Origin of the sequence: Prosthecobacter gellanilyticus (assembly GCF_007992435.1) — a bacterium.
GTDB lineage: Bacteria > Verrucomicrobiota > Verrucomicrobiia > Verrucomicrobiales > Verrucomicrobiaceae > Prosthecobacter > Prosthecobacter gellanilyticus.
The window spans coordinates 36,308-62,163 of the sequence record NZ_BKAG01000024.1 but is presented as its reverse complement, the minus strand read 5'-3'; the positions used below and the strand labels follow the sequence as shown (position 1 = coordinate 62,163).

Here is a 25,856-nt window from a genome sequence, read left to right as displayed (position 1 = left end):
TTTGCTGAGATGTTTGCCCCATGCCCGGCGTTTCAGGTGGCGCCATGATGCGCCGCATCCTTTCCATCCTCTTCCTCCTCACCCTTGGCTCTCCGCTCTCCGCTGCTGAGAAGCCTAACATCATCTTCATTCTCGCCGATGACTTGGGCTGGGGCGACCTGGGCTGCTACGGCCACCCCTACGCCAAGACACCAAATCTGGACAAACTCGCCGCCGAAGGCACACGCTTCACCCGTTTTCACGCCACAGGCGTCACCTGCTGCCCGGCTCGCACAGGACTCATGACCGGCAAGCTGCCTGCCACCTTTCAGAAGTATCCTGCCGACTTCGGGTTCGGAGATCGCACGACCATCACGGAGCTCTTGAAAAAGCACGGCTACGCCACCGGCCACTTTGGCAAATGGCACATCGGTGCCGTCACCGAGCCGGGTACCTATGGCATTGACGTCATAGGCTCGGATGCCGAGAAACGCCGCACTCCGGAAGGTGCACGCGGCCGTGACGCGCCCATGTATGACCAGGCCATCAGCTTCATCGAGCAGCACAAGACAGGTCCGTTTTACGTCAACATCTGGGACCACATCTCTCATCATCCGGTGAATCCCACCCAGGCCGTGCTGGATGCGTTTGGACCATTGGAACTGGACGAATCCAAGTTCAGCCCAGCCATGCGTGAGAAGTTCGCCACCTGCAAAAAACTCGGCGGCGATCCTGTTGCGCACGTGCGCGCCTTCCTCGCCGATGTGAAGTCCATGGATGACGAAGTCGGCCGCCTTCTCGCCAAGCTCGATGAACTCGGTTTGAGAGAAAATACCCTCGTCGTTTTCTCCAGCGACCAAGGCGCGGCACCTCTGCGCTCGGACGAGGAAGCAAGGCCGAAGAAAGCTCGGAACAAACAAAAGCGCACGGGCACTGACATTGAATCCATCCGCATGAATGCCATGGGTTATGCTGGTCCTGACTTTAGAGGTGGCAAGCACACCGACCTCGAAGGCGGCGTCTGCGTGCCCTTCATCATGCGCTGGCCCGCGAAGGTTCCCGTAGGCCGTGTGGATGATCAATCCGTCCTCAGCGGTGCTGACTGGCTCCCCTCGCTATGCACCATCACCGGCATCAGTATCAATGCCGCTGATTTCGATGGCGAGGACTCTTCCAAAGCTTGGTTAGGCGGCACCCATGTGCGCAGTAAAGCGCTCTTCTGGAAGACCAACACCGACAACGGCGATCCCTCCATGCTCATGGAGAACTGGAAGCTGCATGGCAGCAACCGTCGCAATGGCCCGGTCGAGCTTTACGATCTTGCCACTGATCCAGGAGAGCAGAAAAACCTCGCTGAGAAACAGCCCGAGGTCCTGCAGCGTCTCAAAGACCAGCTCGCCACCTGGACTGCCAGCCTGCCGAAACACTACGAGCACGGCGACGGGAAAGAAGACTGAAGCACCTCTCATGAAACTGATTCCCCTCATCATAGCCCTGATCGCCTTTGCCTCTACTTCGTCGGCATTCGCTCAGCGCGCGAATGCCACACCCACGATGCTCAAAGGACCCGCCGATTGGCGTTTTGAGCGACTGCCGATCCCTCCCGGCTTTGCTCGAGACATCCCCTGGACGGGTTATGAGGAGGCGCGCTTCGCGCCGGGCATGTTTGACACCTCCTCTGCCAATCACTTCACTTACGCGCTTTCGATCTACGTTGATGGCACTGCTCCCGTTCAAGCCCCAGCGTTGAAGAGCTTCCTCGATAAATATCTGAAGGGACTGAGCGTGATGGTGGGCCGACGCAAAGGCCTGAAGCCTGACGAAGCACAGTTCAACGCCGAAGTGCTGCCGCGAAAGACCGAAGCCAATGCCACAGGCACATTCACCGCAAAAGCCACCATGTTTGATACCTTCAATGACGGCGGCAAGGTGTCGCTCAACATGGAGATCGATGTCTTGCCAAAGGCCGAAGCGCAAAAGACACAGATCATTCTTCTCATCACGCCCCAGGCTTTCGATGCACCCGTTTGGAAGCAACTCCGTGAGATTCGTTCCTCGGTCCAGGCACCTCAATGATTCATCTCTTTATGAAGCCACTCGTTCTTCTCAGCTCTTTGTTGGTGATGGCCAGCACCGCATGGTCTGCCGATGCTACCCGGCCTAACATCATCCTCATGATGGCGGATGACATGGGCTTCTCCTGCATCAGTCCGTATGGCGGCGAGATCCAGACACCGAATCTTCAAAAGCTCGCGGATGGAGGCGTGAAGTTCACCCAGTTCTATAACAACGCCAAATGCACCACCACGCGTGCCTCACTGCTCTCTGGGATGTATCCGCGGGACAGTGGCAACAGCATCCCAAACGGCATCGCCACCATTGGCGAGCAGATGCGCGCAGCCGGTTATCGCACCGCCCTCTGTGGCAAGTGGCATCTCGGCAGCAAGGCTCCGCAGCGTCCCTTTGATCGCGGCTTTGATGAGTTCTACGGCCTCATGGACGGCTGCTGCAACTTCTTCAATCCTGCCCAGCCGGATCCCGATGCCAAAGGCGGCAAGGTGCGCATCTTCGGTCAGAATGACGAGCTCATCACCGAGTTCCCGCCCGGCTTCTACACCACCGATGCCTTCACCGATCACGCCATCAAGACGATCAAGCGTTTCCACGGCGAATCCAAGCCCTTCTTCCTGCATCTCGCCTTCACCTGTCCGCACTACCCCTTGCATGCCCCGGCGGAGGACATCGCCAAGTATCGCGGCAAATACAAAGCAGGCTGGGAAGCCATGCGCGTGGCCCGCTATGAACGGCAGAAAGCGATGGGTCTGTGGGACAAGATGCCTGCTCTATCCGGCACCGATGACAAAGCCTACGCCTTCGAAGGCGCTAACCAAGATTGGGAGGATCTGCGCATGGCCACCTATGCCGCCATGGTCGACCGTATGGATCAGAACATTGGTCGTCTCATGAAGTCGCTCGAAGAACTCGGCATCGCTGACAATACGATCATCATGTTTCTTTCTGACAACGGCGGCTGCAGTGAGGAGCCAGGCGGCCGCGATGACACCCAACAACCCGGCCTTGTCAGCACCTACACTGCCGTCGGTCCCTCCTGGGGCTGGGCGCAGAACGCACCCTTCCGTCGTTACAAGAGCTGGGTGAATGAAGGCGGCATCAGCACGCCCTTCATCGTTCGCTGGCCCGGTCATGTGAAGCCTAACACCAAGTCCAACCAAGTCGGCCACATCATCGATGTGCTGCCCACCTGCCTGGAGGTTGCTGGCGCAAAGCCTCTCGCCGAGGTTCACGGCGAAAAGACCCAGCCCATCGAGGGCAGCAGCCTCGCTTCAGTTCTTCACGGTGAGACACGTTCCGCACCCAAGGAACTGTGCTGGGAATGGAGCGGCAACTGCGCCGTGCGTCATGGCCAGTGGAAGCTCGTCTGGGACACCGCTGCCAAGCCCGTGAAATGGGAACTCTACGATCTCGAGTCCGACCGCACCGAGTTGCATGATCTGGCCGCAACAAAGCCCGAACTCGTAAAGGAACTCAGCGATGCCTACACCCGATGGGCCAAAGCCACCGGCCGCAAACTCCCGGGTGCCGCTAAGAATAAGAAAGGGAAGGGGACGAGTGATTAGCTTTGGCCGCAGCCTCCTTCTTCGTCTGCCTTGCTTTGCTGCTCTTGGGCAGGGGAGCCAGATCGGGCGCTACAAACGTCTTCTTCGCTTCCGCGGACATGATCCTGTCCCGTGAATAGAAGAGCAGCAGTGCACGTTTCGAAAGGAGCTGCGATTGCGCGGTCAGGAACTGGTCCGAGTTCTCCATCGGCCCAAATTCGGAAAGGGTCACATGCACCAGATGCAGCCAGGCATGGGTCATGGTCTCATGATACCCACCCGTGGGCGTGTCCCCAATGTGCTGCGCCGCATTATACGCGCGGATGCCGCACCGCACACGCACCAGAGCTTCCTCGAAGGACAGACGGGAGAGATAAAGGTAAGCCACTCGCAAGTGAGCACGATGATCCCACTGTTCGAGCGGTAGGGTCTGCGTGTCGAACTGCTGGAGGAACTCTTCATCAGTCATGCGCCTACTCTGACATGCTTCGGCCTCATTGTGTGTAAAATCTGATCCGGGAATAAGGGCAAAAACCGATGCTCAAAGGCACCTATGAAGGACGTTGAAGGGGCATTCTGCTATGCTCCCGCGCCTCTTTCTCCTCCTAGTCCTTTGTGCCTCAACCATCGCCGCGCCTCCGCCCAACGTCGTCATCATCCTGGCGGATGACCTGGGCTTTGGCGATCTCGGCTGCTACGGCCACCCGAAGTTCAAGACCCCACGTATTGACCAGATGGCCGCCGAGGGCGCCAGACTGACCCAATTCAACTGCCCTGCACCCTTCTGCGCGCCGACTCGTTCCTCGCTCATGACCGGGCGCTACCCCTTCCGCTGTGGCATGACGCAGAATCCCGCGCCTGATGGCGGCCCTGCTGCGGATGCGCTGGCCTTGCGCAAGTCCGAGGTCACGCTTGCCCAGGTTTTGAAGAAAGTTGGTTATGCTACAGGCATGATCGGGAAGTGGCACCTCGGTCACAAACCAGGCTCGTTGCCCACGGATCGTGGCTTTGATGAATACTACGGCATCCCCTACTCGAACGACATGCGCCCGGTGCAGGTGTTGGAAGGGGTTGAGGTGGCAGAGTATCCTGTCGTGCAGGCCACGCTCACCACGCGCTATTCCAAACGCGCCACTGACTTCATCCAGCGAAACAAAGACAAGCCCTTCTTCCTCTACTTCGCCGAGGCCATGCCGCACAAGCCGCTCGCGGCTTCTGAGAAGAACTACAAGAAGAGCGGCGCCGGTATGTATGGCGATGCCCTGGCTGATCTCGATGACAGCGTGGGCGCGGTGCTGGATGCGCTGAAGCAAAACGGCATTGATGGCAACACGCTCATCCTCTTCAGCAGCGACAACGGCGCATGGTTCGGTGGCAGTTGCGGAGGCCTGCGTGGCATGAAGGGCACGAACTACGAGGGCGGCTATCGCGTGCCCATGATCGCTCGCTGGCCGGGCAAGATCCCCGCAGGTCAGGCCAGCAACGAACTCACCGTGATGATGGATCTCTTCGCCACCGTGCTCGATGTCACTCAGGCTAAGATGCCTGATGATCGTGTGATCGATGGCCGCAGCCTCATGCCCGTCCTCACTGGCAAGGCCAAGTCACCTCATGAGTTCATCTTCGGTCATCTTAATTCAAAGCTGGCCACCATCCGCGATGCACGCTGGAAGCTGCATGTGCTGCCTGCGAGCCAGATGAAGCTCAAAGCCGGTCCTGATGGCAGATGGGCAGATCCACGCGAGCCTGACGGCGTCACCATTCTCGCTCCATATGAGCAATACAATCTGGATGCTCATCCCGGCCTAACCACAGGTGTGGAGCCAGCTCGCATGCAGCTCTTTGATCTTCAGAATGATCCCGGTGAGCAGGTCGATGTCGCCGCCAAACATCCGGAAGAACTGAAGCGCCTCAAAGCCGCTTATGATGTCATGAACAAGGACGTTCCCGAGATCGACGAAGTGAAGCGCGTACCCATCAAGTGATGGCATCCGGCCAAAAAAGAAGCTCCGTCATTTCTGACGGAGCTTTTCTCCAGATCCTCATGAAGAGGATGGTGGGCAGGAGTGGATTCGAACCACTGAAGGCAAAGCCAGCAGATTTACAGTCTGCCCCCGTTGGCCACTTGGGTACCTACCCTTTTCCTTGCGGAAGGGCCGTGACTATGAGCGTGTCGCGAACTTTGGCAAGAGCCTTTTCATCATCTTGAAACGAAAGTTTTATCCGGGCACTCGAGCAGTATTGCCTCGGCCCTGTGATCGCGAGTAAACCCATGGCATCTCAACCATGAAATCTCTTTCTTATCTGCCTCTGCTTCTTCTTCTGACTCAATGCGCTGCACCGCAGCCGGGCAGCACTCCGAGCAGCCTTCCGCCGATGCCTGCTCTTCGCGGCAGCATGCCGCAGATCATCAATGTGTCCGCCTATGACCCGAAGGAGCGCCAGCGCTCAGGTCGCAGTTTCTCAGAGCATGATGTCTCCGCGCTTCGCGATAGCGGCGCGAGCGGCCTCATCGCCAGGGCAGGGAAGGGCGGCAATCTCGATACCAAGTGCGCAAACTTCCTCGCCTCAGCAGATCGTGCCGGGCTTATGCCGGGTGTGTACTACCGTGTGCAGCGCCATGTCGATGCCGTCTCGCAGGCGGATCAACTCGCGAATCGCGCGCTCGCCCTGGCCCGCAGCCGTTCGTGGAATGCTTCATCCCTCTTGCTCTGCGGGGATTTTGACGGAGACCTGCCTCTCTCCGCCATTTTGCGGTTTATGGAGCGGGTGGAAAGTCGCACCGGCGTGGTCCCGGTCGCTTATCTGGAAAACAGCACCCAGCTGAAACAGACCCTCAGTCGTGCGGATGCTGCTACGAAGGCCAAACTGCGCCGCATGCCCTACTGGCTGGCCCTTTATGCTCATGACAGCGGTGCAGGCCCCGTCTATCCCGCTCCAGGAAACCCGGCGGGGCTGGTGAAGCAGTATCAAGTCTGGTCTGACTGGACCCTGTGGCAATATGGTGGGGTGGACTGGCAGGGCGGTCGCTCCCGCCCGAAGGTCTACAATCACGGCTCCTACCGTTTCCCACCCTACTTTGGCAGCCTGGACCGCCCGACCGAGCGCAATGTTTTCCATGGTTCCCAGGCTTCCCTGGCTTCCTTCTGGCAGCAGCACGGAATCCGGTTGCGCTAGCCCTATTATATAGGCGAGGGGGAAATGGGGCCTGAGATCGGGAAAACAGGCCCTGAGTTAGAGAAGGTTTACCACCGTGAAACCTTCACGTTTGCCGAGCTTGTGAAATTTTTCACAAATTCGGGTTGCCGCTCGTTAAGCACTCCTGATAATGCCCACGCCCCCCACTCCTGATGGCAGCCATCTTCGCCAACATCGACCTCGCTTTCCTGATCACCGCTCTCGTGAAAATCGTGGGGTTCACCTTCATGATGATCCTGCCGCTGGTCACGGTCTGCGTTTACCTTGAGAGACGTTTCTCCGCCGTCATTCAGGACCGCGTCGGTCCGAACCGCGTCGGCATCCCTCTGACCCTCTTCGGCTTTAAGAAGGACCTGCAGATCCTCGGCATCGGCGGCCTCTTCCAGGCAGCGGCGGACGGCGTGAAGTTCATCCTGAAGGAAGACTTCACCCCGCGCTCGGTGAATACCTTCTACTACTGGCTGGCCCCTTGCCTCACGGTGGTGCCTGCGCTGCTGACCTGTGCGGTGCTGCCTTTTGGTTCGGAACTCGATCTCAGTCTCTTCGGCGTGGTGCAGCCGGTGAAGGCCGTGATCGCTGATCTCAGCGTCGGCCCGCTTTACACCTTCGCCATCGCCTCCCTCGGCGTTTATGGAATCGTCCTCGCCGGTTGGTCCTCGAATTCCAAGTATCCTTTCCTCGGTGGCGTGCGCTCCTCGGCGCAGATGATCAGCTATGAGATCTCCCTCGGCCTGTCCATCATCCCGGTGTTCATGGTCTTCGGTGAGATGAATCTCTCCAAGATCACTTCCTTCCAGGATCTCAATGGCTGGCTCATCCTGCCGCTGTGGGGCGAAGGCCTCAGCGTGGGCCGTTGGGTGCTCTGGATCCCGATGATGTTCTCCTTCATCATCTTCACGGTGGCCATGTTTGCCGAAACGAACCGTCTGCCTTTCGACTTGGCCGAGTGTGAAACCGAGCTCGTCGGTGGTTACCACACCGAGTACAGCTCCATGAAATTCGCCCTCTTCTTCATGGGTGAATATGCCGCCATGATCATTGGCTCCGGCATGGCCGTCACGCTCTTCCTCGGTGGCTGGAGCATTCCTTTCGGTCCAGTTCTGACCAGCCTCACCGGTTTCCAGTTCCACCACGTGGCCGGTTCCACACCGCTGCTGCTGGGCCTGGTGCACATCGGCGTTTTCCTCGCGAAGGTGCTGTGCTTCATCATGTTCTTCATCCTCATCCGCTGGTCTCTCCCGCGCTTCCGCTTTGACCAGCTTATGAAGTTCGGCTGGCTCTTCATGTTTGAGGCCGCCCTTCTGAATGTCCTGCTCACCGCAGTGCTCATGATCTGGTTCCCGCTGAAATAAACTCTTCCTCGAATGGCAATCATCACAGTTCAGCGTCCGAAGCTCGCCTGGCACGAGAAGGCGTTCATCTCCACCCTCTTCAAGGGGCTGAAGATCACGCTCAGTCACGCCTTGCGCACCTTCCTCCAGATCGCCGGCAAGAAGCCGAAGGTCACCATGGAGTACCCCGAGCAGAAGTGGGACGACCAGCTCCCGGATTACTACCGCGGTGCCCCCGCTCTCGTCACGGACGAGCATGAGCGCGAGCGCTGCGTGAGCTGCCAGCTCTGTGAGTTCATCTGCCCGCCGAAGGCCATCACCATCACCCCTGGCGAGATCCCCAGCGATGACCCTTGGGCCAAGGTGGAGAAGCGCCCGAAAGAGTTCGAGATCGATATGATCCGCTGCATATACTGCGGCATGTGCGAGGAGGTCTGCCCTGAGCAGGCCATCTTCCTCCGGAAAGACTACGCCATCACCGGCCTCAGCCGCAAAGAAATGGTCCACGACAAGAAGCGTCTCTATGAGATCGGCGGGCAGCGTGTTGGCCTGGTGAACAAGTGGAACGAACTCAAGTAGTCGCCGATGCCTCCTCTTCTCTTTTATCTCTTCGTGCTGATCACGCTCGGCTTCGGGCTGAATGTGGTCATCGCCCGGAACCCGGTGACGAGCGCTCTCTCTCTGGCCGTGAGCTTTGTCGGCCTTGCCTCGCTCTTCCTGAGTCTCGATGCCTACTTCATCGGTGTGCTGCAGGTGCTTGTGTATGCAGGCGCGGTGATGGTGCTCTTCCTGTTCATCATCATGCTCATGGACATCAAGTCTGAGGAAGCCGGTGGCCGTGCCAACATGGCCGCCATCATCGCAGGTGTGGTGGTCGCGGGCATCCTCTCCGTCCAGGTCGCCACCATCTCGGGCAAACTTCCGTTCAGTGACAAGAGCACCGAGACTGCCGCTTTGAAACTGGCAGAGGCTGGCGCCCAGTGGGAAGCCAAGGGCAAGGAAAACCTCCCCACCATCTCTCGCGATCTCAAGGCGGGCGAACTGCCAGATGCCAAGCTCATGGGCGAGACCCTCTTCTCCAAGTATGCCTTCCACCTGCAGGTCGTGGGGCTGCTGCTCCTGGTGAGCACCGTGGGTGTGGTGGCCCTCAGCAAGCGTGACAACAAGGAGGCGTCGTCGCAGTCATGATCACTCTGAATCATTATCTTGTCGTCAGCGGCATCCTTTTCAGCCTCGGGCTGGCAGGCGTCATCGCACGCCGGAACATCCTCATCATCTACATGTGCCTGGAGATGATGCTCAGCGCTGGCAATCTGGCTCTCGTGGCCTTTTCCCGCTTCCGTGTCACAGACGGTCTGCCGGACTACACGGCGCAGTCGCTCGTCTTCTTCACCATCACCGTGGCCGCCGCTGAGGTGGCTGTGGGTCTTGCCATCATCGTGGCGCTCTTCCGCACGAAGCAGAGTGTCGATGTCGAGGCTGTGACCAAACTTCAAGGCTGACCCTCTCGTACTGTCCCATGCCTCATCCTCCCCAGGAAATCACATCTTCCAGCCTGCCGACACTGCTGCTGCTTCTGCCGCTGTTCTCCGCCTTGGTCATCTTGCTGGCACATCGCGTGTTGAAGGGGGCCTGCGTGGCCATCTCCATCTTCTCGGCCGCCATCTGTTTTGTCATCAGCCTCATGCTGCTCGGCACCAAGGATGCCGCTCCGCTGCTGCTGCCCTTCATTGAAGTGGGCAAGTTCCACATCGCCATCGATGCGGTCATGGATCACCAGAGCCGGGGCATGATGTTCATCGTCACCTCCATTGGCTTCTTTGTGCATCTCTTCTCGGTCGGTTACATGAAGGAAGACGAGTCCAAGGAGCGCTTCTTCGGCTCGCTCTCGCTGTTCATGTTCTCCATGACCGGCATCGTGCTTTCCGGGAACCTCTTCATGATGTTTATCTTCTGGGAGCTGGTGGGTCTGAGTTCCTACCTGCTCATCGGCCACTGGTTTGAGAAGCCCTCCGCTGCTGAGGCTTCGAAGAAGGCTTTCCTCACCAACCGCATCGGTGACTTCGGTTTCATGATCGGCATCCTCATGCTGTTCATGGCGAATCATGGTGATGTCAGCTTCGCGGGATTGCACGCCAGCTTTGCGGAAGGCCCTCTGCATGATTCCGCCAAGCTGCATCCAACCTTTATGATGCTCGCCGCGCTCGGCATCTTCATGGGTGCCGTGGGTAAGAGCGCCCAGTTCCCCCTTCACGTCTGGCTTCCAGACGCCATGGAAGGTCCGACTCCTGTGTCCGCTCTCATCCATGCGGCGACGATGGTGGCCGCTGGTGTCTACATGCTGGTCCGTTGCGCCTTCGTCATCGAGGCCTCTCCTGATGCTTCTTATATCATCGCCTGGATCGGTGGTCTCACCGCCCTCATGGCAGCGCTCATCGCCACGCAGCAGAATGACATCAAGCGTGTGCTCGCCTACTCCACGCTCTCCCAGCTTGGTTACATGGTGATGGCAGTCGGTCTTGTGGCCCTGCAGGCCGGTGGCTCGCATCATGATGCCGCGGCTCCTGGTCATCCGGCCATGTTCCACCTCTACACGCATGCCTTTTTCAAGGCCATGCTCTTCCTCGGTTCCGGTGCCGTTATCTATGCCTGCCACCATGAGCAGGACATCTGGAAGATGGGCGGCCTCGCCAAGCACATGCCGGTCGTTTTCATCACCTTCGCCATCGGTACGGCGTCACTCATGGGCGTGCCCTACATCACCTCCGGTTTCTGGAGCAAGGAAGCCATCCTGGGCGTGGCCTTTGAGGTCAAAGGCGGATCGCCGCTCCTCTGGATTGGTGTCGCCACAGCCATGCTGACCGCTTTCTACATGACCCGCATGTTCATCGTCGCTTTCTTCGGCAAGCCGCGCAGTGAGAACGCCAGTCATGCGGTGGAAGCGCCCATCATCATGATCCTGCCGCTGGCCCTGCTGGCCCTGCTCACTATCCTGTCTCCGTGGGACGGAGCAGCGCGAATCTTGGAGGCTATGAAGCCTCACCATGCAGCTCCTCATCACACCGTTGAGATCGCTTCTATCCTCGCGCTGCTCATCGGTTCCGGCGCAGGCTACGTCATCTACAAAGGCAAGAACTCCGACCCTCTTGCCTCCAATCCTCTGGCGAAGCTCTTCGCGAACAAGTTTTACTTCGATGAGCTCTACACCGTGCTGGTGAAGGTGTTTCAGGACGGCCTCGCGTGGATCATCACCGGCATCGAGCGCATCTTGGTGGATGGCATCGTTGCTCGTCTGCCTGCTTTCGTGGCCCGCCGCTTCGGCCACTCCGCCCGTGCTCTCGCTGGCGGTCACCTGCAGGGTTATACCTTCCTCCTTGGCGCCGGTCTGCTCGTCGTCATCTACCTGATCGTGTTTGTGCTGCCCCAGGCCGGCCACTGATGAACTGAAGTCACCGAATGAGTCCTCTCGAAATCGTCATTCTTCTGCCACTGGTCGCGGCCCTCGCGATCTGGCTCGGCGCGCCTGCCCGTCTTACGTCGGTCGGCACAGCGTTCCTGAACCTTCTGCTCGTTCTCGGTCTCGCCTGGAACTTTAAGTCGGCTTCCGCTGGCAAGGCGGGCTTCGCTTATGAAAGCGCCCGTATTGTTCTGGACAATCCGGCCATCTCCTTTGCGGTTGGAGCTGATGGTCTTGCCATCATTCTCGCTTTGCTCACGGCACTGGTGGCCTTGGCTGCGGTCTGGCAGATCAATCCTGACAAGCCAGGCATCTACCACATCGCCTCGCATCTGATCGCGGGTGGTGCTTTCGGTGCCTTCCTCAGCACAGATGTCTTCTTCCTCTATGCCTTCCATGAGCTCGCGCTGATTCCCACGCTGATCATGATCGCCAACCATGGTCATGGGGATGACGAGTATCGCAAGTCCGTCGCTTGGAAGACCACGGTGTATCTCGGTGTCGGCAGCTTGATCCTGCTCGCTGGTCTTGCCTGGCTGGTGCTCGAGTTCAGCAGCGGTGGCAAGCTCACCTTTGACCTCATGGCCCTCAAGGCCCAGGCTGCCGCGACTCCTCTGCCGAAAGGCACGCAGTCGACCATCGCCTTCATTCTTCTGATCGGTTTCGGCACCCTGGTCAGCCTTTTCCCACTGCATTCATGGGCTGCTCCAGCCTATGCCACAGCGCCGACTCCTGTCGCCATGCTGCATAGCGGTGTGCTGAAGAAGTTCGGTCTCTATGGTCTGATCCGCATCGTGCTGCCGCTGCTCCCTGAGGGCTTCTACTGCCCTTGTGTGCAGAACGCGCTGCTCTTCATGCTGCTGGGGAACATCCTCATCATGGGCTTTGTGACCATTCATCAGAAGCGTCTCGATGATGTGCTGGCGAACTCCTCCGTGATGCACATGGGCTACATCTTCCTCGGCCTGTCCGCAGGCACGGAAACAGCGCTTCGTGGTGCGGTCCTGCTCATGTTCGCGCATGGCATCAGCATCGCTCTTCTCTTCGGCCTTGCGGGTCGCATGCGGAACCAGATCGGCACTCTGGAGCTGAACAAGCTCGGCGGTCTTGGAGCCCACGCTCCGGTGTTCACGGTCCTCTTTGCCTTCGGGGCCTTTGCTTCCATCGGTCTCCCGGGTCTCGCGAACTTCGCGGGTGAGGTCATGATCTTCCTCGGCAGCTTCACCAACTTCGGCAGCACCAGCTTCGGACCTCTTCAGTGGGCTGTGGTGGGCGCTCTCTGGGGCGTGGTGATGTCCGCCGTCTACATGCTGCGCGCTTACCGCAGCATTTTCCAGGGAACGGCCATGGCAGGTCACTTCGTCACCGATCCAAGCTGGAGCCAGCGCGTGCCGTTTGTGCTGCTGGCCGCTGTTCTACTCGTCGCAGGTTGCTGCCCGTGGATCCTGCTGGGCCTGTTTAAAACCGATCTCGCCACCCTGACCGACGCCGCCTCCACGGCTGTCCAGAGCGCCACCAAGGCCGTCTCTCACTGAACCTGACTCCCTCTCATGTCCGTTTTCACCATCGAAGCCTTCCTCGCCATCCTGGGCCTTGTGCTCCTGATGATCGAGGCCTTCGCTCCTGACATCTCCCGCCGCACTCTGGCCGCTCTCAGCATCGGTGGCACTGCTCTGGCTCTCGTCCTGTTCTTTACGGTCGCCAGCCATGAGACCTCCAGCCTGCCCGCTTTCGTCCAGCCCTGGATGAAGCTCGACAGCCTCGCTATTTTCTACAAAGGCCTGTCTCTGGTGATCACGCTGCTGGTCCTTTGGCTCATGCATGAGTGCGCTCCGTATCTCAGCAAGTACACGGTGGATGGTCGTCTCTCGGAGTTGTTCAGCCTGCCGCTGATCGTCTGCGCTGGCATGATGTGGATGGCTGCCGCCACGGACCTCGTCACCGTCTTCGTCGCTCTCGAGCTCGTTACCGTTTCCTTCTACGTGCTCGTGGCCTTCGCCCGCAAGAGCAACCTCGCTCTGGAAGCCGGTGTGAAGTATCTCATTCTCGGCGCTTTGAGCACCGGCATCCTCGTCTTTGGCATCGCCTGGATCTACGGTGCCACGGGTTCCCTCAGCTTCGAAGGCATCTCCGCCGCACTGGCCAAGCCCGAGACGAGCAAGGTTCCTGCGCTTCTCGGCGCTGCCTTCCTGCTTGCTGGCCTTGGGTTCAAGGTCGCTGCGGCTCCGTTCCAGAGCTGGGTGCCTGACGTGTATCAGGGCGCACCGATCCCGGTGACAACCTTCCTCTCCGTTGGCTCCAAAGCCGCAGGCTTTGTGGTCCTGACTCGCACCGTGGAAGCCCTGATTGGTGAGCATTCGATCATTGGTCCTGAGGTCAAAGCTTTGCTGCTGGTCCTTGGTGCGCTCACTGTCCTTCTCGGCAGCCTTCCTGCCATCTTCCAGCAGAGCGTGAAGCGCCTGCTCGGTTACTCCAGCATCAGCCACGCGGGCTATCTTATTCTCGCCCTTGCTTGTGGCGACTCCATCCGCACCGGCATGACCAGCGGCGGCATCGTGGCTTTCTACCTCGCCACCTACCTGCCGATGACCGTTCTCGCCTTCCTTGTGCTTGCCGTCCTCCGCGTGAATGGCCAGGGCGAAGACATTCGTGACTTCCGCGGTCTCGGCAAACGCTCACCACTTCTCGCGCTGGCTCTTACCCTCGCACTCGCCTCTCTCGCAGGTCTGCCTCTGACCGCAGGCTTCATGGGCAAGCTCTTCGTCTTCTTCAGCCTCGTCGATCACGCCTACTGGGGTGCTCTCGTCTGCGCCACCATCGGTGCCGCCGCTGGTTTCTACTACTACTTCCGCGCCATCGTTGCGATCTACAGCACTGAAGGTTCCTCCAATGAGCCGCTGAAACTGAACATCGCCAGCAAGGTCGGCGCCACTGTTCTTGCCGTGGTGATCGTCGTCCTCGGAGTCTACCCGAAACCTCTGCAGCACACGCTCACGAAACCCGTGGAAGTCGCCGCCAAGGCCAGCGCGCATTGATCGTTAGTTAGGCATGGTTGGTCAGGAGAGCGAGCAGCTGGACTCATGAATGCAGTCACCGGCTGCGTGGAGCGCGAGTGTCCTCACTCGCAGGTTTCCTTTTCTTGGCAATGACTCGCGCATAGCCTTGCTATGCATTGCCGCGTGTGTTCGCTTCCGGTGTTCATAGGACACATAGGTCACATACGACCCATGCGTCCCATCTCATCACTCCAACTCTCCAGTACTCCAATCCTCCGTCTCTCTACTCCTTGAAACTCTTGATCGCCTCCAGGGCGATGCTGCGGCCGAGCTTCAGACCAAATTCGCCGGCGGAGGAATAGTGAATGCCGCCGTAGACACGGCTTCTGGCGATCTCGTTTGCGCAGTCCTGGAAGGAGGTGAAGCGGCGCTTGGTTTCCTTCACATCATCGCTGCTGGCTTCGAAGGAAATGCCTTCCTTGCCGAACTGATGCTCCATGATAGTGGCAGCCGCAGCGCTGATGCCGGAGTGGCCTGATACGTAATCAGGATGGGGCGGCGTCTTCAGCAGCGGCTCCCATTTAGGATCGGCTGTGGTGGCATCATTACCATCCTCATCAGCACGGCGGATGGCCGTGACAGGACGCCAGAAGTTGTAGTGATATTTCGTGTCCCAGATGGTGATGCAGGTGTCTGCCAGCGTGGAGTTCAGCAGCGCAAAAAAGCGCGCTGACTCGGCAAGCGGCAGCTTCTTGGAGCGGCACATCTCACGTGCGATCTCATTCCAATGGCCGGCAGGCGAGCTGGTGTAGCTGAAGTCCGCCCAGAATTTGGCAATCATCGTTTGTTCGGCGGTGCGTGTCTTGCTCTCCTTGCCACCGAGCTCCCGAACCTCGTTGACCTCCTCGGCATAGAGCGAGCTGTCGAGTGCAGGTGGCGGAGGCGCGCGGAACTTGGTCACGTCATCCACCACGAAAGGTTTCACCTTGGCCCAGTGCGGGAACTCTGGCGGACGGAAGGCCGGCGGTGTGCGGCGCCACTGGCCGGGCTTGTCACTCGGAATGTAGTTGATGGTCGTGCTTGAGCCATCGCCCTCGCGTTCCTTGAGCGTGCGCTTCACGGCCTCATCCACGATAGCGCGAATTTTGGGATCCACTTGGCTGACATCCACACTGGCATCCAGCTTTTCCACCATCTTGGTCTGTGACGGAAAGAAAGCCAGGAAGCCCTGACGGCAGGCGAGGTGCGCTACCTGCTGCATCTGCGCCTCATCCAGCTTCTGCTCCACGCCAGCCTTCACCGCACGATAAACGGCACAGTGGAAGATCGGCAGGTTGCGCGAGACCAGACAGGGCGGGGGAGTCTCTTTGCGCACAGCGTTGAGAAACGCTTCATTCCAGTCTTCCACCACACCTGCTTTGGCCTGCGAAATCTGCGCGAGGAGTAGAAGGAGGGAGAGAGAGAGAGGGCGGAGCATGCGATCAGTCGCTGAAGTTGGCGGTGAGAGAGAGACCCACTTCCATCATGACAGTGATCTTTGCTGAAGTCGAGAAGGTGTCGCCCGAGGCTGTTTCAGTCCAGCGCACGAATTTCTTCTTCGCTTTCGGTGTGGCCGTGATGATGACGTTCTTGCCCAGATCACGCTGAGTGCTGCCGAGATAACCCGTGCTGACACTGCCTTTCGTCGCATCATTCACAGCGATCACCATGGCGCTCTTCAGCGGCACCCAGAAGGCATGGCTGAGCACCTCGGATTCATCTGCGGCAGGCGAGCTGTCCGTGGCCTTGGCAAAGATGGTGTAGAGGCCGCCTTCACCATTCGGCACGTTGAGGTTATAGGTCCAGTTCAGGGTGCCCACCGCATTCACAGCCGCGCTGAGCACACCGTTGTGCAGCACCTGGATTTTCACGCTGGCGATGCCTTGCTTGTCTGCCGCCGTGCCTTTGATCTGCACCACATTGGCCGTCACAGACTTGAGCGTGCTATTGGCCGCCGGTGCGGTGATCTTGACGGTCGGCAGAGGCGCGGTCCCAATCGGGCCCGCATCACCGGTGCCCGGGGGCAGATCAGGGTTCGCGTTGAAGCCCATGTCACCGCCCAGGAGACCGCCGCTGAAGAAACCACCGGCGAGGTTCTGCTTCTGCAGCACGGCTCCCTTGTAGGTCACAGACTTTTGCGTGTCCTGATGCAGGAAGGCTCCCGAGATCAAACCGGAAGTGGCTGTGGGGACAAACGTTGCGGCATCTGCTCCCTGGATGGGCACGATGCCCTTGTTGGCGGCCGTCATCAAGGTAAGGCGTTCCAGGTCTTCGGGCAGCCCCCCATCGGTCAGAAAGAGCAGGCTGTTCCCGCCCACATTCGCCAGCGGGAAGAGGCGTGCGTTGGCCGCCGGCTTGACGAAGCGCGAGCCGATGGCATTGACCGTGGTTCCGAAGCCCAGCTTGAACATCGCGGCCTTGCTGTCCACAGGGCGCATCCAGGTCAGCGGGCCGTTAAGATCACTCGTTTCTTCGATGTCCGCGAACTCGAGGTCGCCCATGATGACACCCTTGTTGGTGTAGAGAGAGGCATACACAGGCCAGAAGCCGTCCTTGGAAATGAAGCTGGAAGCCGTGATGCCCGGACTGCCATCCGCCAGTGAGCCCACGAGCTTGGCGCTGCCGTCCTTTCCGACCGTCACGGTGCCAAAGCTGGTGCCGAGCGGTGCCTTCTGGGTGCTCGCATCCACATGCGCGGGGATGAGCATGGTATACACGCCGTTCTGCGGTGCCTCGTTGGTCTTCAGCTTCCAGGTCACACGGTTGACCGTGAACTCCGTTTCAAAGGTGTTTCCGCTGAACTTGCCGTTGGCAAAAGGACCGTCGGCCACGCGGCCATGGATCTGGTCCACAGTCGGTGTGCTGGAGTGTGCCAGCACGACCTTTAGGGTGGACATGCCAGGGCGCTTCACATCGATGATGGCGTTGCCGTTGGGGTCAAAGCTGCCGGAGCCAGGATACGTCTTGCCGCCAACCATCAGCTTGAGCGTGAAGGATCTGTTCAAAGCCGAGGTCATGGTGACATAACCATCATTGGCAAAACTGAAGGTCTGTCCGCGCACCAGGCCGAAGTAGTTCCCCAGGACGGGGCTGGCGTAGGTGCCGACATGAGTCACGATCACCGGGATGGTCCGGGAGTAGACCTGCTGGCCGTTGCTGTCATAGGCGACTGCGACAACCTCAAACGGCCCGCTGCTGTTTGGCCTCCACAGAAAGGTAAAGTTAGGCCCCGTGCCCTCTCCCTCTTTTTGGCCGCCCACATAGTACTCGACCTTGGTGATGTTGCCAGGCGTGGCGCTCGCGATGGCGCTCAGCTCGATGCCTTGGCGGCCATTCATGCCGTTGTTGCGCAGCCCCACCAGCCGCACCTTGGGCAGCAGGGAGGTGTTGAGCACTGTTCCGCCCTGGCCTGCCACCACGAAGTCTGTGAGGACGATCGGATCTGGATTGACGACACCGGCCTTGGCCGTGAGCGGCACCTGGAACACCACATCACTGTCCAGCGCGCCGTTGCTGCGGTGGTAGACCACCACCCGGAGCCTGCCGTCTTCGATCTTCCGGGACTCCACCTTGACTCCCTCCGGCTGAGTTCCTCCCGTGGCATCTCCCACGATGTAGAGATCCTCATCGTAGAGGACATCTGCCTGGAGTGCCACAGCGGTCACGGTCGTGCTCAGAGACACGGGCACCTGAGATGCCGTGGAGGCCTCAGGCGTCGCTTCACGCACACCCAGCGCCGTGGCGGCATGACTGCCCGTGCTCTGCATGCCCAGGGCGATGCCCAGAATGGAAACAAGGATGATTTTCATGGCAGTAGAATAGGTTAGTCGTGAACGTTGACCACGCCGCCGTTGGCCTCCTGGATCTGGCCGTCGTTCTGGAAAGGACGTCGTATGTCGATGACCATGCCATTGGTTTCACAGCGGATCAGGCCCTGGTTGATGATCTTGTCCTCCCCGTAGCTGCTGGTGTCCAGATAGACGTTCTGATGAGCCAGAAGAGTGAAGTTAGGTCCGAAGGTCAGGTTGGCCGGTACCAGGTACTGGCCGTCCTGGAGGGCTCGGTCGGCGTAGATGTAGTTCCCGTAGTAGTCTTGGGAGTCGATGGTCAAAGTGCCGCCCCCTCCCAGGGTCTGGCTGCCCACGAAACGGAAGTACGTGCCCACGGAGGTGAGCGTGACCCCTGTGTTGATGGTCAGACCGTTCTTGAAGTAGATCTGTCCCCGGATCTTGAAATTGGACGCCACGGTCACTCCATCCAGAGTCTGGGTGTTGTAGTAGCCGTTGTTCAGGATGTGGTCGGGGGAGGCGGCGGTGATCGCACCACCTTTGATCGTTCCTTCGTAGCCAAGCCTCAGGGATGGGTTGTCCAGCTGGAAGGTCGTGCCGGTGTTGTTGAGGATACCCGTGATGAACATCTCCGAGTTCACGGCATTGACGGTTCCGAGTTCAGCGATGACGTATTCGCCGCCCCAGTTGATCGTGCCGTCGGTGACGTTGATGACGCCTTGGTTGACCCAGTCTCCCAGCATCGTCAGGGTGCCGTCATTGTTGTCCAGAGTGCCTTGAAGCGTGCTGCTGTCCAGCTGTCCAGATTGACCGGACTGGATCACCAGCTTGGAGCCTCCTGTGGTCGTGATGGTGCCGCCCTTCACAGTTCCCGAGCTGGCCATTTCCCAGGACCCCGTGGTGGCATTCAGGGCCAGAGTGCCCGCTGGCCTGAGATCCAGGGTGCCGACAATGATCTGCTTGCCCCCGGTTCGGTTTACCACACCGAGCTGGGCCAGGGTGAACTGGCCGCCCATGCGGAGCTCACCTGTGCCGGACAGATTGATGGTGCCGGTGTTGTTCCAGGTCTCACTGCCCTGGCTGTTGAGAGTGAGTTTGCCATCGGGAATGTTGATGGTTCCGGAGTTGCTGATCTTGCCGTACATGGTCAGATCGCTTCCTGCGGTGCAATGCATGGTGCCCTGGTGAATGAACTCTGTGAGGCTGCTGTAGGCATAGATGTAACCGCCCTTGATGCGTGAGGTGATCGTGGGAGCAAAGGTCACCTGCGCCGGCATGTAGACACCCGTGCTGTAGTTATAGGGAGAAGTGATCTGGATGTTGAGCGAATTGTAGGTCACACCCGCTGTGTCAAAGATCAAGCTCCCCGTGCCGCCGAGTGTCTGGCTGCCGATGAACTCGATGTCTGCGTAAACATAGTTAGGCTGGGTGTCGCTCAGGCCGATGATGTTGACGTTGTTCAGGGTCAGGCCGTTGGTGATATCCAGCGAGGAACCGTAACCCATCTGGAGATCGCTGGTGAGGGTCACTCCGTCAAACTTCCACCGCGCTCCGTCCGGCATGACCACCGGCCCCGGGCCTGCCTTGCCCACGCTGCCTCCTTTGACGGTGCCGTCATAAAGGATGTAGGAGGAAGGCAGGTTTCCTGGGTCCAGGGTGAGGCCGGTGTTGATGATCTCGCCGGTGATCCTCACCGCACTGGTGCCGGTCTGGTTGATCGTGCCCATCTGACTCAGGGGGAAGCTTCCTTCCACCTGCAGATACGATTTGTCGAGATTGATGACCCCATGGTTTTGCCAGGCCCCTTTGAGATAGAGATAACTGCCCGGAGGCACATTGACGGTGCCCTGCAGGTCGATGTTCTCAAGAGTGGCGGAGTAGCCGCCTTCAGCCACGGTCAAGGCTGCTCCCCCGGACGTGGTGATGGTGCCGTTCTTGAGCGTGGCATACTTCAGGTTCCATGAGCCCGTGGTCGCGGTCAGCGCCAGGGTGCCACCATTGAGATCGAAGGTGTCCGCCAGGGTCAGGGTGCCGCCATTGCGATTGATCGTTCCGAGGAAATCCAAGCCGCCAGCACCAGCGGTCGACTGGTAGGCGATCACTTCACCGGTGCCGCCAAGGTTCATCGTCCCATGATTGACATACCGATACTGGGTGTAAAGCCGGCCCTGGTTCACGGTGATCGTTCCCTGGTTGTCCATCGCATACACATACCAATCCACATTCGGCGCTTCACTGACGATCGTGCCCAGATTGATGATCGGATTGGACAGATAATAATAGTAGTAGTATCCCAGGGACGCATAGCCACGAAGGCGGGTGGTGATGCCTGCCCCGAGGGTAAGTCCGTCATAGGTTTGCAGGTATGCAGTGGCTTGTGATCCAATGAGGATCTCACCCGTGCCGTTGAATGAGATGTTGTTAGGCACATTCAGGACCTGAGTTCCGCTAGACGATGTCATGATGATGCGGCCGTTGTCAAAGGTCAGGCCTCCGGTGACCGTCAGATAGGCATAGCCTTCCAGATACAGATCGCCGTTGAGGGTGACGTTGTGCAGGGTGGCGTTCGCAGCCTGGAGCACAAGCTTGGCACCTCCCTGGACACTGAGCGTGACCCCGCTGAGCGCGGCCGCGCCCAGGTTGATGCGAACACCGGGTCCGGCATCGATGATGACGGTGCTGCCGGCTCCGGGCACAGTGCCGGTGCTCCAGTTGGCTGGGTCCGTCCAGTTATAGGTGCCATCAGTTGTGGCAATGAAGATGGAACTGGAGTTGTTCGTGGTGAAGGTCCAGACGTGGTCTGCGGCCAGCGCGTTGCCACTCGCATCCTTGATCGCGGTGGTGAGTCTGCCACGATAGAGGCCCTGGGGCAGGACGCCGTCGGGCAGGCTTGGGTTCACGTTGAAGGAGACCCCGTTGATGTCCTCGCGATAGACGATGGATTGGGCCGTGACGGTGCTGTCATCGCCCCCGCTGTCGAGCACACCATCCGGACCTGCGAAGGTGAGCTGGACAGAGCTGGCCGTGAGCGTGGCGGGATCCAGTGGCTCGTTGAAGATGCCGAGGACGCTCTTCACCAAACCACCAATCGAAGACGGATAGGTCCGCTTCACCAGCGGCGGAATGAGGTCTGGAATGATGGCGATGGTGTAGAGCGTGGACCAGGTGGCGTTGCCACCCGTGTCAGAGACCTTCGCACGAACGGTGAAGGAGGTTTTCTGCGGACTGCGGACCGGGGCATTGAAACCACCTTCAAAGGGGTAGCTGCCATCCACGTCGACCAGATTGCCGTCCACATAGAACTCGACGTTGCGCACCTGCACATCATCCGTGGCGTTGGCATAGATGCGGAACGGTTTGCCAGACTCGATCTCGCCGCTCGCATTGCCCTGGTTGAGGGCGGGGTTTGCCGTGAGGGAGATCACAGGTGAGACACCGAGGTTGTCGAACGGTTTGAAGCTCAGCACCTGTAGGCCGGAGCCGCTGTCTGCCACATAGGCCAGGCCATTGAAGAGAGACACGGCCGCTGCCAGGCCTGGCGTGATGAAGGTGGAGTTAAAGGCGGGTGTCCTCTGATCCGCACCGAGTGTGTAGAGATCGATCTCATGCGGGCCGTCATCCGTGGAGTTCGGGCTCACTGCCGCCACGCCCAGCCCGTTGCCAGTGCCGACGATCTGCTTCCAGCCAAACGCGGCCGTGCTGTAGTTGGTGACCAGTGTGGGGGTGTCAGGCGTGGTGGCCGTGTCGACGATGTTAAACCCGCTGGTATGCGTGGCATACAGGGTTCCATCACCCGCAAACAAGCGGAACCGGCGCTGACCAGCGCCGACGTTGCCCGGGATCGTCAGGGTGCCCGTGACGGCCAGGGTATCCAGATTGATGGTCGTCAACTTGCCGACTTGGACGGCATACAGCCTGCCGCGCCAGACGGCCAGATCTTGGACCATGCCAGAGTCCGCCAGCGAGATCTCTCCGAGGATGGATCCTGACGCCAGATCGATGGCGTAGACCTTGCCGTTGTTCGAACCGCCGTAGACCATGACGCCGTCCGTGGCCACGGACATGAAGGTCGCGTTGCTCGCCATGACCCGGTGCCGCTGAACCATCGCGGATGGATTGGTCGCATCCAGGATGAGAAGCGAGGAGCTGTCTGCCACTGCCACAAGATTTCGGATAATCACCGCAGCCTCGGCGCTGCCATCTGTGTCATAAAGCTGGGTGAGCGAAGGCGTCAGAGGATTGGCGATGTTGTAGAGTGACACACCCGCGGCGCGGTGGGAGATCACCGCCAGATTATTCGCGGTGCTGATGTGCCAGGCGGGAGCCGTCTGCGGCACCGTGGCGATAATGCCCGTCTGGGCGATGAGGCCGCCCAGCGGATCAGAACCCTGCTCCACTTCGGCACCGTCCAGGATGCCGTCATTGTCGGTGTCGTTGTCCGCCGGATTGGTGCCGATGATGCCCTCGGCCTGGTTCACAAGGCCGTCGCTGTCGTCATCCAGCATGCCGGTGGTCGATTGATAGGCGATGCCATTGAGATTGATGTTCGAGCCGTTGGCACCCGTGGCACCCAGCGTGCTGCCGATCTCCTTGGAGATGGGGTCATAGAGGGAGAGGTCATAGCGCGCGTCCGGGGCCATAATCAGGCTGAGACCACCGGAGGGCGCCGTGCGACCACGCTGCACCACGTCGTTGATCGTGATGCGGTAGTAGCTGGAGCGCTGCACAGACTCGCCAAACTGAGTCAGGTCCTGGCCCACTTCGGACACCATGCTGTCTGCCTGCTTTTGGAAATTGTCCATGGCCTGGATCAGCTTCCTGCCGCTGTTGGCCAGTTCCTGGAGTTTGAGCAGCTCTTTCTGCATGTCTGCCAGACGCAGACGGATCTGTGCGACCTGTTCAGGCGTGAGGGTGACGTCTCCAGGCGGTGGCGGCGGGGGAGAGCCGGGAGGAGGTGGAGAACCTGCTGTCTGGCGGCGGTAGGTTTCCAGCAGAAGCTTCACATGCTTCACCGCCGCAGTCGCACCAGCCAGAACGGCCTGCTCTTCGAGGCCTTTGGCCAGATCGACCACGATCTTGATCTCGCTGTGCAAAAAGCGGGCTAGCTGGATGCCCTGGCAGAACTTTTTGGCACCGTAGCCCGCCTGGCACTTCGGCGGTGCGGACGCGTCATCATTGAACTGGCAGATGCCGTCCGCGATGTTCAGGGCATTGCCCACGCACTCGAAGGCTGCGGTAGCTCTGCTGAAAGGTGATCCAGCCTTCGCGCAGCTCAGCAGAGCCTCGGTGTCGGCAAGGTCCGCCTCAATGATGCTCAAGAGGTGCTCCACAGCCTGGAGATTTTCACCGGATCCGAGCGCGTCACCAATGTTGGCGGCGCCGACGAGCAGATTTTTGGTTAGGTCGACGAGGGTGAAGATGCACTTCAGGGCCTCCTTGGCCTTGGCAAACTCGATGGCGCAGCTCGCCGTCTCCTTGCCCACATCATAGATGAGGTTGGCATAGTCCCAGGCGGATTTCTTCGGGCATGGCGGATCCTCGGGCGGCGGCTTCGGACGACGGCGGGGCGGTCCGCCATTGCCTCCGGAACCTTGCTGCGTGCCGTGCCACCCTGGCTGCCTGATGCCCACTCCAGCATCAGTGGTCACGAATTCGCCATCTTCAGAGACGGTCATGGGACCCACGACTTCCCAGTCGCCAAGATCGTGATTGAAAGACCACAGGGCGGTCTTGGCGCCGGGCGGCAGTTTGAGTCCTGTGACGGGATCGGGAAGGTTGGGGAAGGTGATCGGAACGGGAATGTCAAAGTTGCTTCCGCCGTCAGTCTGAATGGTGATGACCATCGGCAGTTCCAAACCTGGCGGCAGCGGGCTGGGGAGACGGCTTGGATCCACGGGCGCGATCGCCACCCTGCCGCCGCGCGTGCCGTCATCCGCGAACAAAGAGTTTGGTGGCACCACCATGCGTGTGCCCTCAAGCTCCGGGTGCTCGTCCAGCACGTCTTGCGGAAGCTCCACTGGCGTTTCCTGAGTGGCGCTCACCGCGGTCAGCGCGGCACCTTCGATGATGGGGAGGTAGACGAATCCGCGCACCTCGTCCTGAATGTTTCCACTCTGGTTGTCCAGACGTCCGGCCACGGCATCCCAGCGTTTGCCCACGCTTGGGTAGTAGTTCCCATTGGGGTAGTTGCTGGCGGGGCTGGTGCGCCCGTCCACATGCACAAAGAAACTGCCGGCAGGGCAGGGCGTGAGCAGGAAGTTGCCGTTCGCATCGGTCGTCGTGCGCAGCGTTTCTTCAGCACCGTCCACCATGACCGTCGCGCCCGCGATGGGGATGTCGGCATTGCCTGGGCCGCGTTGGCTGGCCAGCACCCGGCCGCTGATCCCCGTGCCTGGCAGACCCGTGATGCTTAGCGTGTCAAAGGTGAAGATCAAATTGCCGCCCGCCACGCCATCGCCATCCAGATCCATGCCGCGTCCCAGCAGATCCAGCAGGCCTGCGCCTTCCATCACCACACGCACGCGTGAGTTTGATGGCAGCGGCTCCGAGTAAAATAACGTCGCCTTCCTTCGATCAGACGAGATCTGTACATTCGAGAGAATGCGCCTGCCATTCGCGTCCGCATAGAACTGAGAGGTGTCCAGCGCGGCCGTGAGGGAGAGCGGCATGGTGAAGTGCACCACCGTCTCACGAGTCACTGCCACATCCCCCTCATCCGCGTAGGGGGACGTTTGCCTCACCTTGGCGAAGGGCAGTGTTTGGGGCTGGGTCGACTCCAGGATGATCTTGATCAGCTCTTCCTGGTCCGTGTTGTTGATCGCACCATCTTGATTGAGGTCAGCGAAAGGGATCAGGTTCTCGGAAAGCAAAACCGCGCCCGTGCTGTGCGCCACCAGTTTGGCCAGGTCATTCGCAGTGTGGATGCCATCGTCATCCAGATCGCCGAGTTTCGTTGGCACGGCACCTGCCGGCGTGACATGGAACAACCCCAGCAGAAACAAGGGGATAAGGAACTGTCTGACAGTGGGGAATTTCATGGCGGTCAAAAGTGAGAGTTTCAACAGTGCTGCGCATTCACCCCCGGGACGGAGTCTGAATTACAATTTTATGACAAATGCATTTCGAGCGCCAGCTTTTAAAGAGAAACGGAATCACGAGAAACATTTCATAGAATCGCTTTTTGCGCAAAAGCTAGCCCAACTCAGTTTTCCGAAAAAACGGCTGCTTGTTTCAGGCCCTTGTTAAATTTTTGTCTCCCCTGTGTAGCGCTTCCAAAACAACTCCTATCGGATTTGGTGGATGGCTTAAATTTGCGCTGGTTTCCTTAAATTGAGGCATGAAAAGACAGCGCCTGCTTGTAGGTTACAAACTCGCTTTCTCCCCGTCGGGGATGGGCGGAGATGTTTCCAACAAGCAGGCGGTCGCTCCAGGGGAATGCTTTCGACGGTCAG

Annotated in this window: 16 protein-coding genes and 1 tRNA gene; 12 read left to right on the top strand and 5 right to left on the bottom strand. The window is 59.3% G+C overall.

The window, feature by feature from the left end; genetic code table 11:
• Positions 1–20 precede the first annotated feature (20 nt).
• From BGE01nite_RS16510 to BGE01nite_RS16500, 3 genes are read left to right on the top strand one after another with little or no spacing between them, the layout of a single operon-like run.
• Positions 21–1,436, top strand: coding sequence for a sulfatase family protein (locus tag BGE01nite_RS16510; RefSeq protein WP_218033010.1), 1,416 nt, complete (start codon positions 21–23; stop codon positions 1,434–1,436).
• Positions 1,437–1,446: 10 nt separating this feature from the next.
• Positions 1,447–2,055 (top strand): hypothetical protein, encoded by a 609-nt coding sequence (locus tag BGE01nite_RS16505; RefSeq protein ID WP_146851589.1) that lies wholly within the window; start codon positions 1,447–1,449, stop codon positions 2,053–2,055.
• 11 nt (positions 2,056–2,066) lie between these two features.
• Positions 2,067–3,617, top strand: coding sequence for an arylsulfatase (locus BGE01nite_RS16500; protein WP_218033009.1), 1,551 nt, complete (start codon positions 2,067–2,069; stop codon positions 3,615–3,617).
• Here the strand turns inward: BGE01nite_RS16500 and BGE01nite_RS16495 are convergent.
• Positions 3,583–4,065, bottom strand: a complete 483-nt coding sequence (locus BGE01nite_RS16495; protein WP_146851587.1) for a hypothetical protein — start codon at positions 4,063–4,065, stop codon at positions 3,583–3,585. The two genes, BGE01nite_RS16500 and BGE01nite_RS16495, sit on opposite strands and share 35 nt — an antisense overlap.
• Positions 4,066–4,177: 112 nt before the next feature.
• Here BGE01nite_RS16495 and BGE01nite_RS16490 point away from each other — a divergent pair, with 112 nt between their 5' ends.
• Positions 4,178–5,581, top strand: a complete 1,404-nt coding sequence (locus BGE01nite_RS16490; RefSeq protein WP_146851586.1) for a sulfatase family protein — start codon at positions 4,178–4,180, stop codon at positions 5,579–5,581.
• A 69-nt stretch (positions 5,582–5,650) separates the two neighbouring features.
• On the opposite strand, the gene BGE01nite_RS16485 is transcribed toward BGE01nite_RS16490, so the two are convergent.
• A tRNA-Tyr gene (locus BGE01nite_RS16485) sits at positions 5,651–5,735 on the bottom strand.
• A 147-nt stretch (positions 5,736–5,882) separates the two neighbouring features.
• On the opposite strand from BGE01nite_RS16485, the gene BGE01nite_RS16480 reads away from it, so the two are divergent.
• The 8 genes from BGE01nite_RS16480 (at position 5,883) to BGE01nite_RS16445 (ending at position 14,617) form a co-directional block, all read left to right on the top strand.
• A complete protein-coding gene (locus BGE01nite_RS16480; RefSeq protein WP_146851585.1) occupies positions 5,883–6,773 on the top strand; it encodes a GH25 family lysozyme in 891 nt (296 codons plus the stop codon).
• A 173-nt stretch (positions 6,774–6,946) separates the two neighbouring features.
• Positions 6,947–8,146 carry a complex I subunit 1/NuoH family protein gene (locus BGE01nite_RS16475; protein WP_146851584.1) on the top strand — a complete coding sequence of 400 codons (1,200 nt, stop codon included), beginning with the start codon at positions 6,947–6,949 and terminating at the stop codon, positions 8,144–8,146.
• 12 nt (positions 8,147–8,158) lie between these two features.
• Positions 8,159–8,704 carry a NuoI/complex I 23 kDa subunit family protein gene (locus tag BGE01nite_RS16470; RefSeq protein ID WP_146851583.1) on the top strand — a complete coding sequence of 182 codons (546 nt, stop codon included), beginning with the start codon at positions 8,159–8,161 and terminating at the stop codon, positions 8,702–8,704.
• A 6-nt stretch (positions 8,705–8,710) separates the two neighbouring features.
• A complete protein-coding gene (locus BGE01nite_RS16465; RefSeq protein WP_146851582.1) occupies positions 8,711–9,313 on the top strand; it encodes an NADH-quinone oxidoreductase subunit J family protein in 603 nt (200 codons plus the stop codon).
• Positions 9,310–9,627, top strand: a complete 318-nt coding sequence (gene nuoK / locus BGE01nite_RS16460; protein WP_146851581.1) for an NADH-quinone oxidoreductase subunit NuoK — start codon at positions 9,310–9,312, stop codon at positions 9,625–9,627. Before BGE01nite_RS16465 ends, nuoK begins: the two co-directional genes overlap by 4 nt.
• A 17-nt stretch (positions 9,628–9,644) precedes the next feature.
• Positions 9,645–11,564 carry an NADH-quinone oxidoreductase subunit L gene (gene nuoL / locus BGE01nite_RS16455; RefSeq protein WP_146851580.1) on the top strand — a complete coding sequence of 640 codons (1,920 nt, stop codon included), beginning with the start codon at positions 9,645–9,647 and terminating at the stop codon, positions 11,562–11,564.
• 17 nt (positions 11,565–11,581) lie between these two features.
• A complete protein-coding gene (locus BGE01nite_RS16450; protein ID WP_146851579.1) occupies positions 11,582–13,117 on the top strand; it encodes a complex I subunit 4 family protein in 1,536 nt (511 codons plus the stop codon).
• Between the two features lie 15 nt (positions 13,118–13,132).
• Positions 13,133–14,617: an NADH-quinone oxidoreductase subunit N gene (locus BGE01nite_RS16445; RefSeq protein WP_146851578.1), complete on the top strand. Its 1,485-nt coding sequence runs from the start codon at positions 13,133–13,135 to the stop codon at positions 14,615–14,617.
• A gap of 244 nt (positions 14,618–14,861) precedes the next feature.
• Here the strand turns inward: BGE01nite_RS16445 and BGE01nite_RS16440 are convergent, their stop codons facing one another.
• Genes BGE01nite_RS16440 through BGE01nite_RS16430 form a run of 3 tightly spaced genes read right to left on the bottom strand, consistent with a single transcriptional unit; the run spans position 14,862 to position 25,442 of the window.
• Entirely contained in the window at positions 14,862–16,055 is a 1,194-nt protein-coding gene (locus tag BGE01nite_RS16440; RefSeq protein WP_146851577.1) for a vanadium-dependent haloperoxidase, read from the bottom strand.
• Positions 16,056–16,059: 4 nt separating this feature from the next.
• Positions 16,060–18,426, bottom strand: coding sequence for an Ig-like domain-containing protein (locus BGE01nite_RS16435; protein ID WP_146851576.1), 2,367 nt, complete (start codon positions 18,424–18,426; stop codon positions 16,060–16,062).
• Positions 18,427–18,440: 14 nt separating this feature from the next.
• Complete coding sequence (locus BGE01nite_RS16430; RefSeq protein ID WP_146851575.1) at positions 18,441–25,442, bottom strand: Ig-like domain-containing protein; 7,002 nt, start codon at positions 25,440–25,442, stop codon at positions 18,441–18,443.
• Between the last annotated feature and the right edge of the window lie 414 nt (positions 25,443–25,856).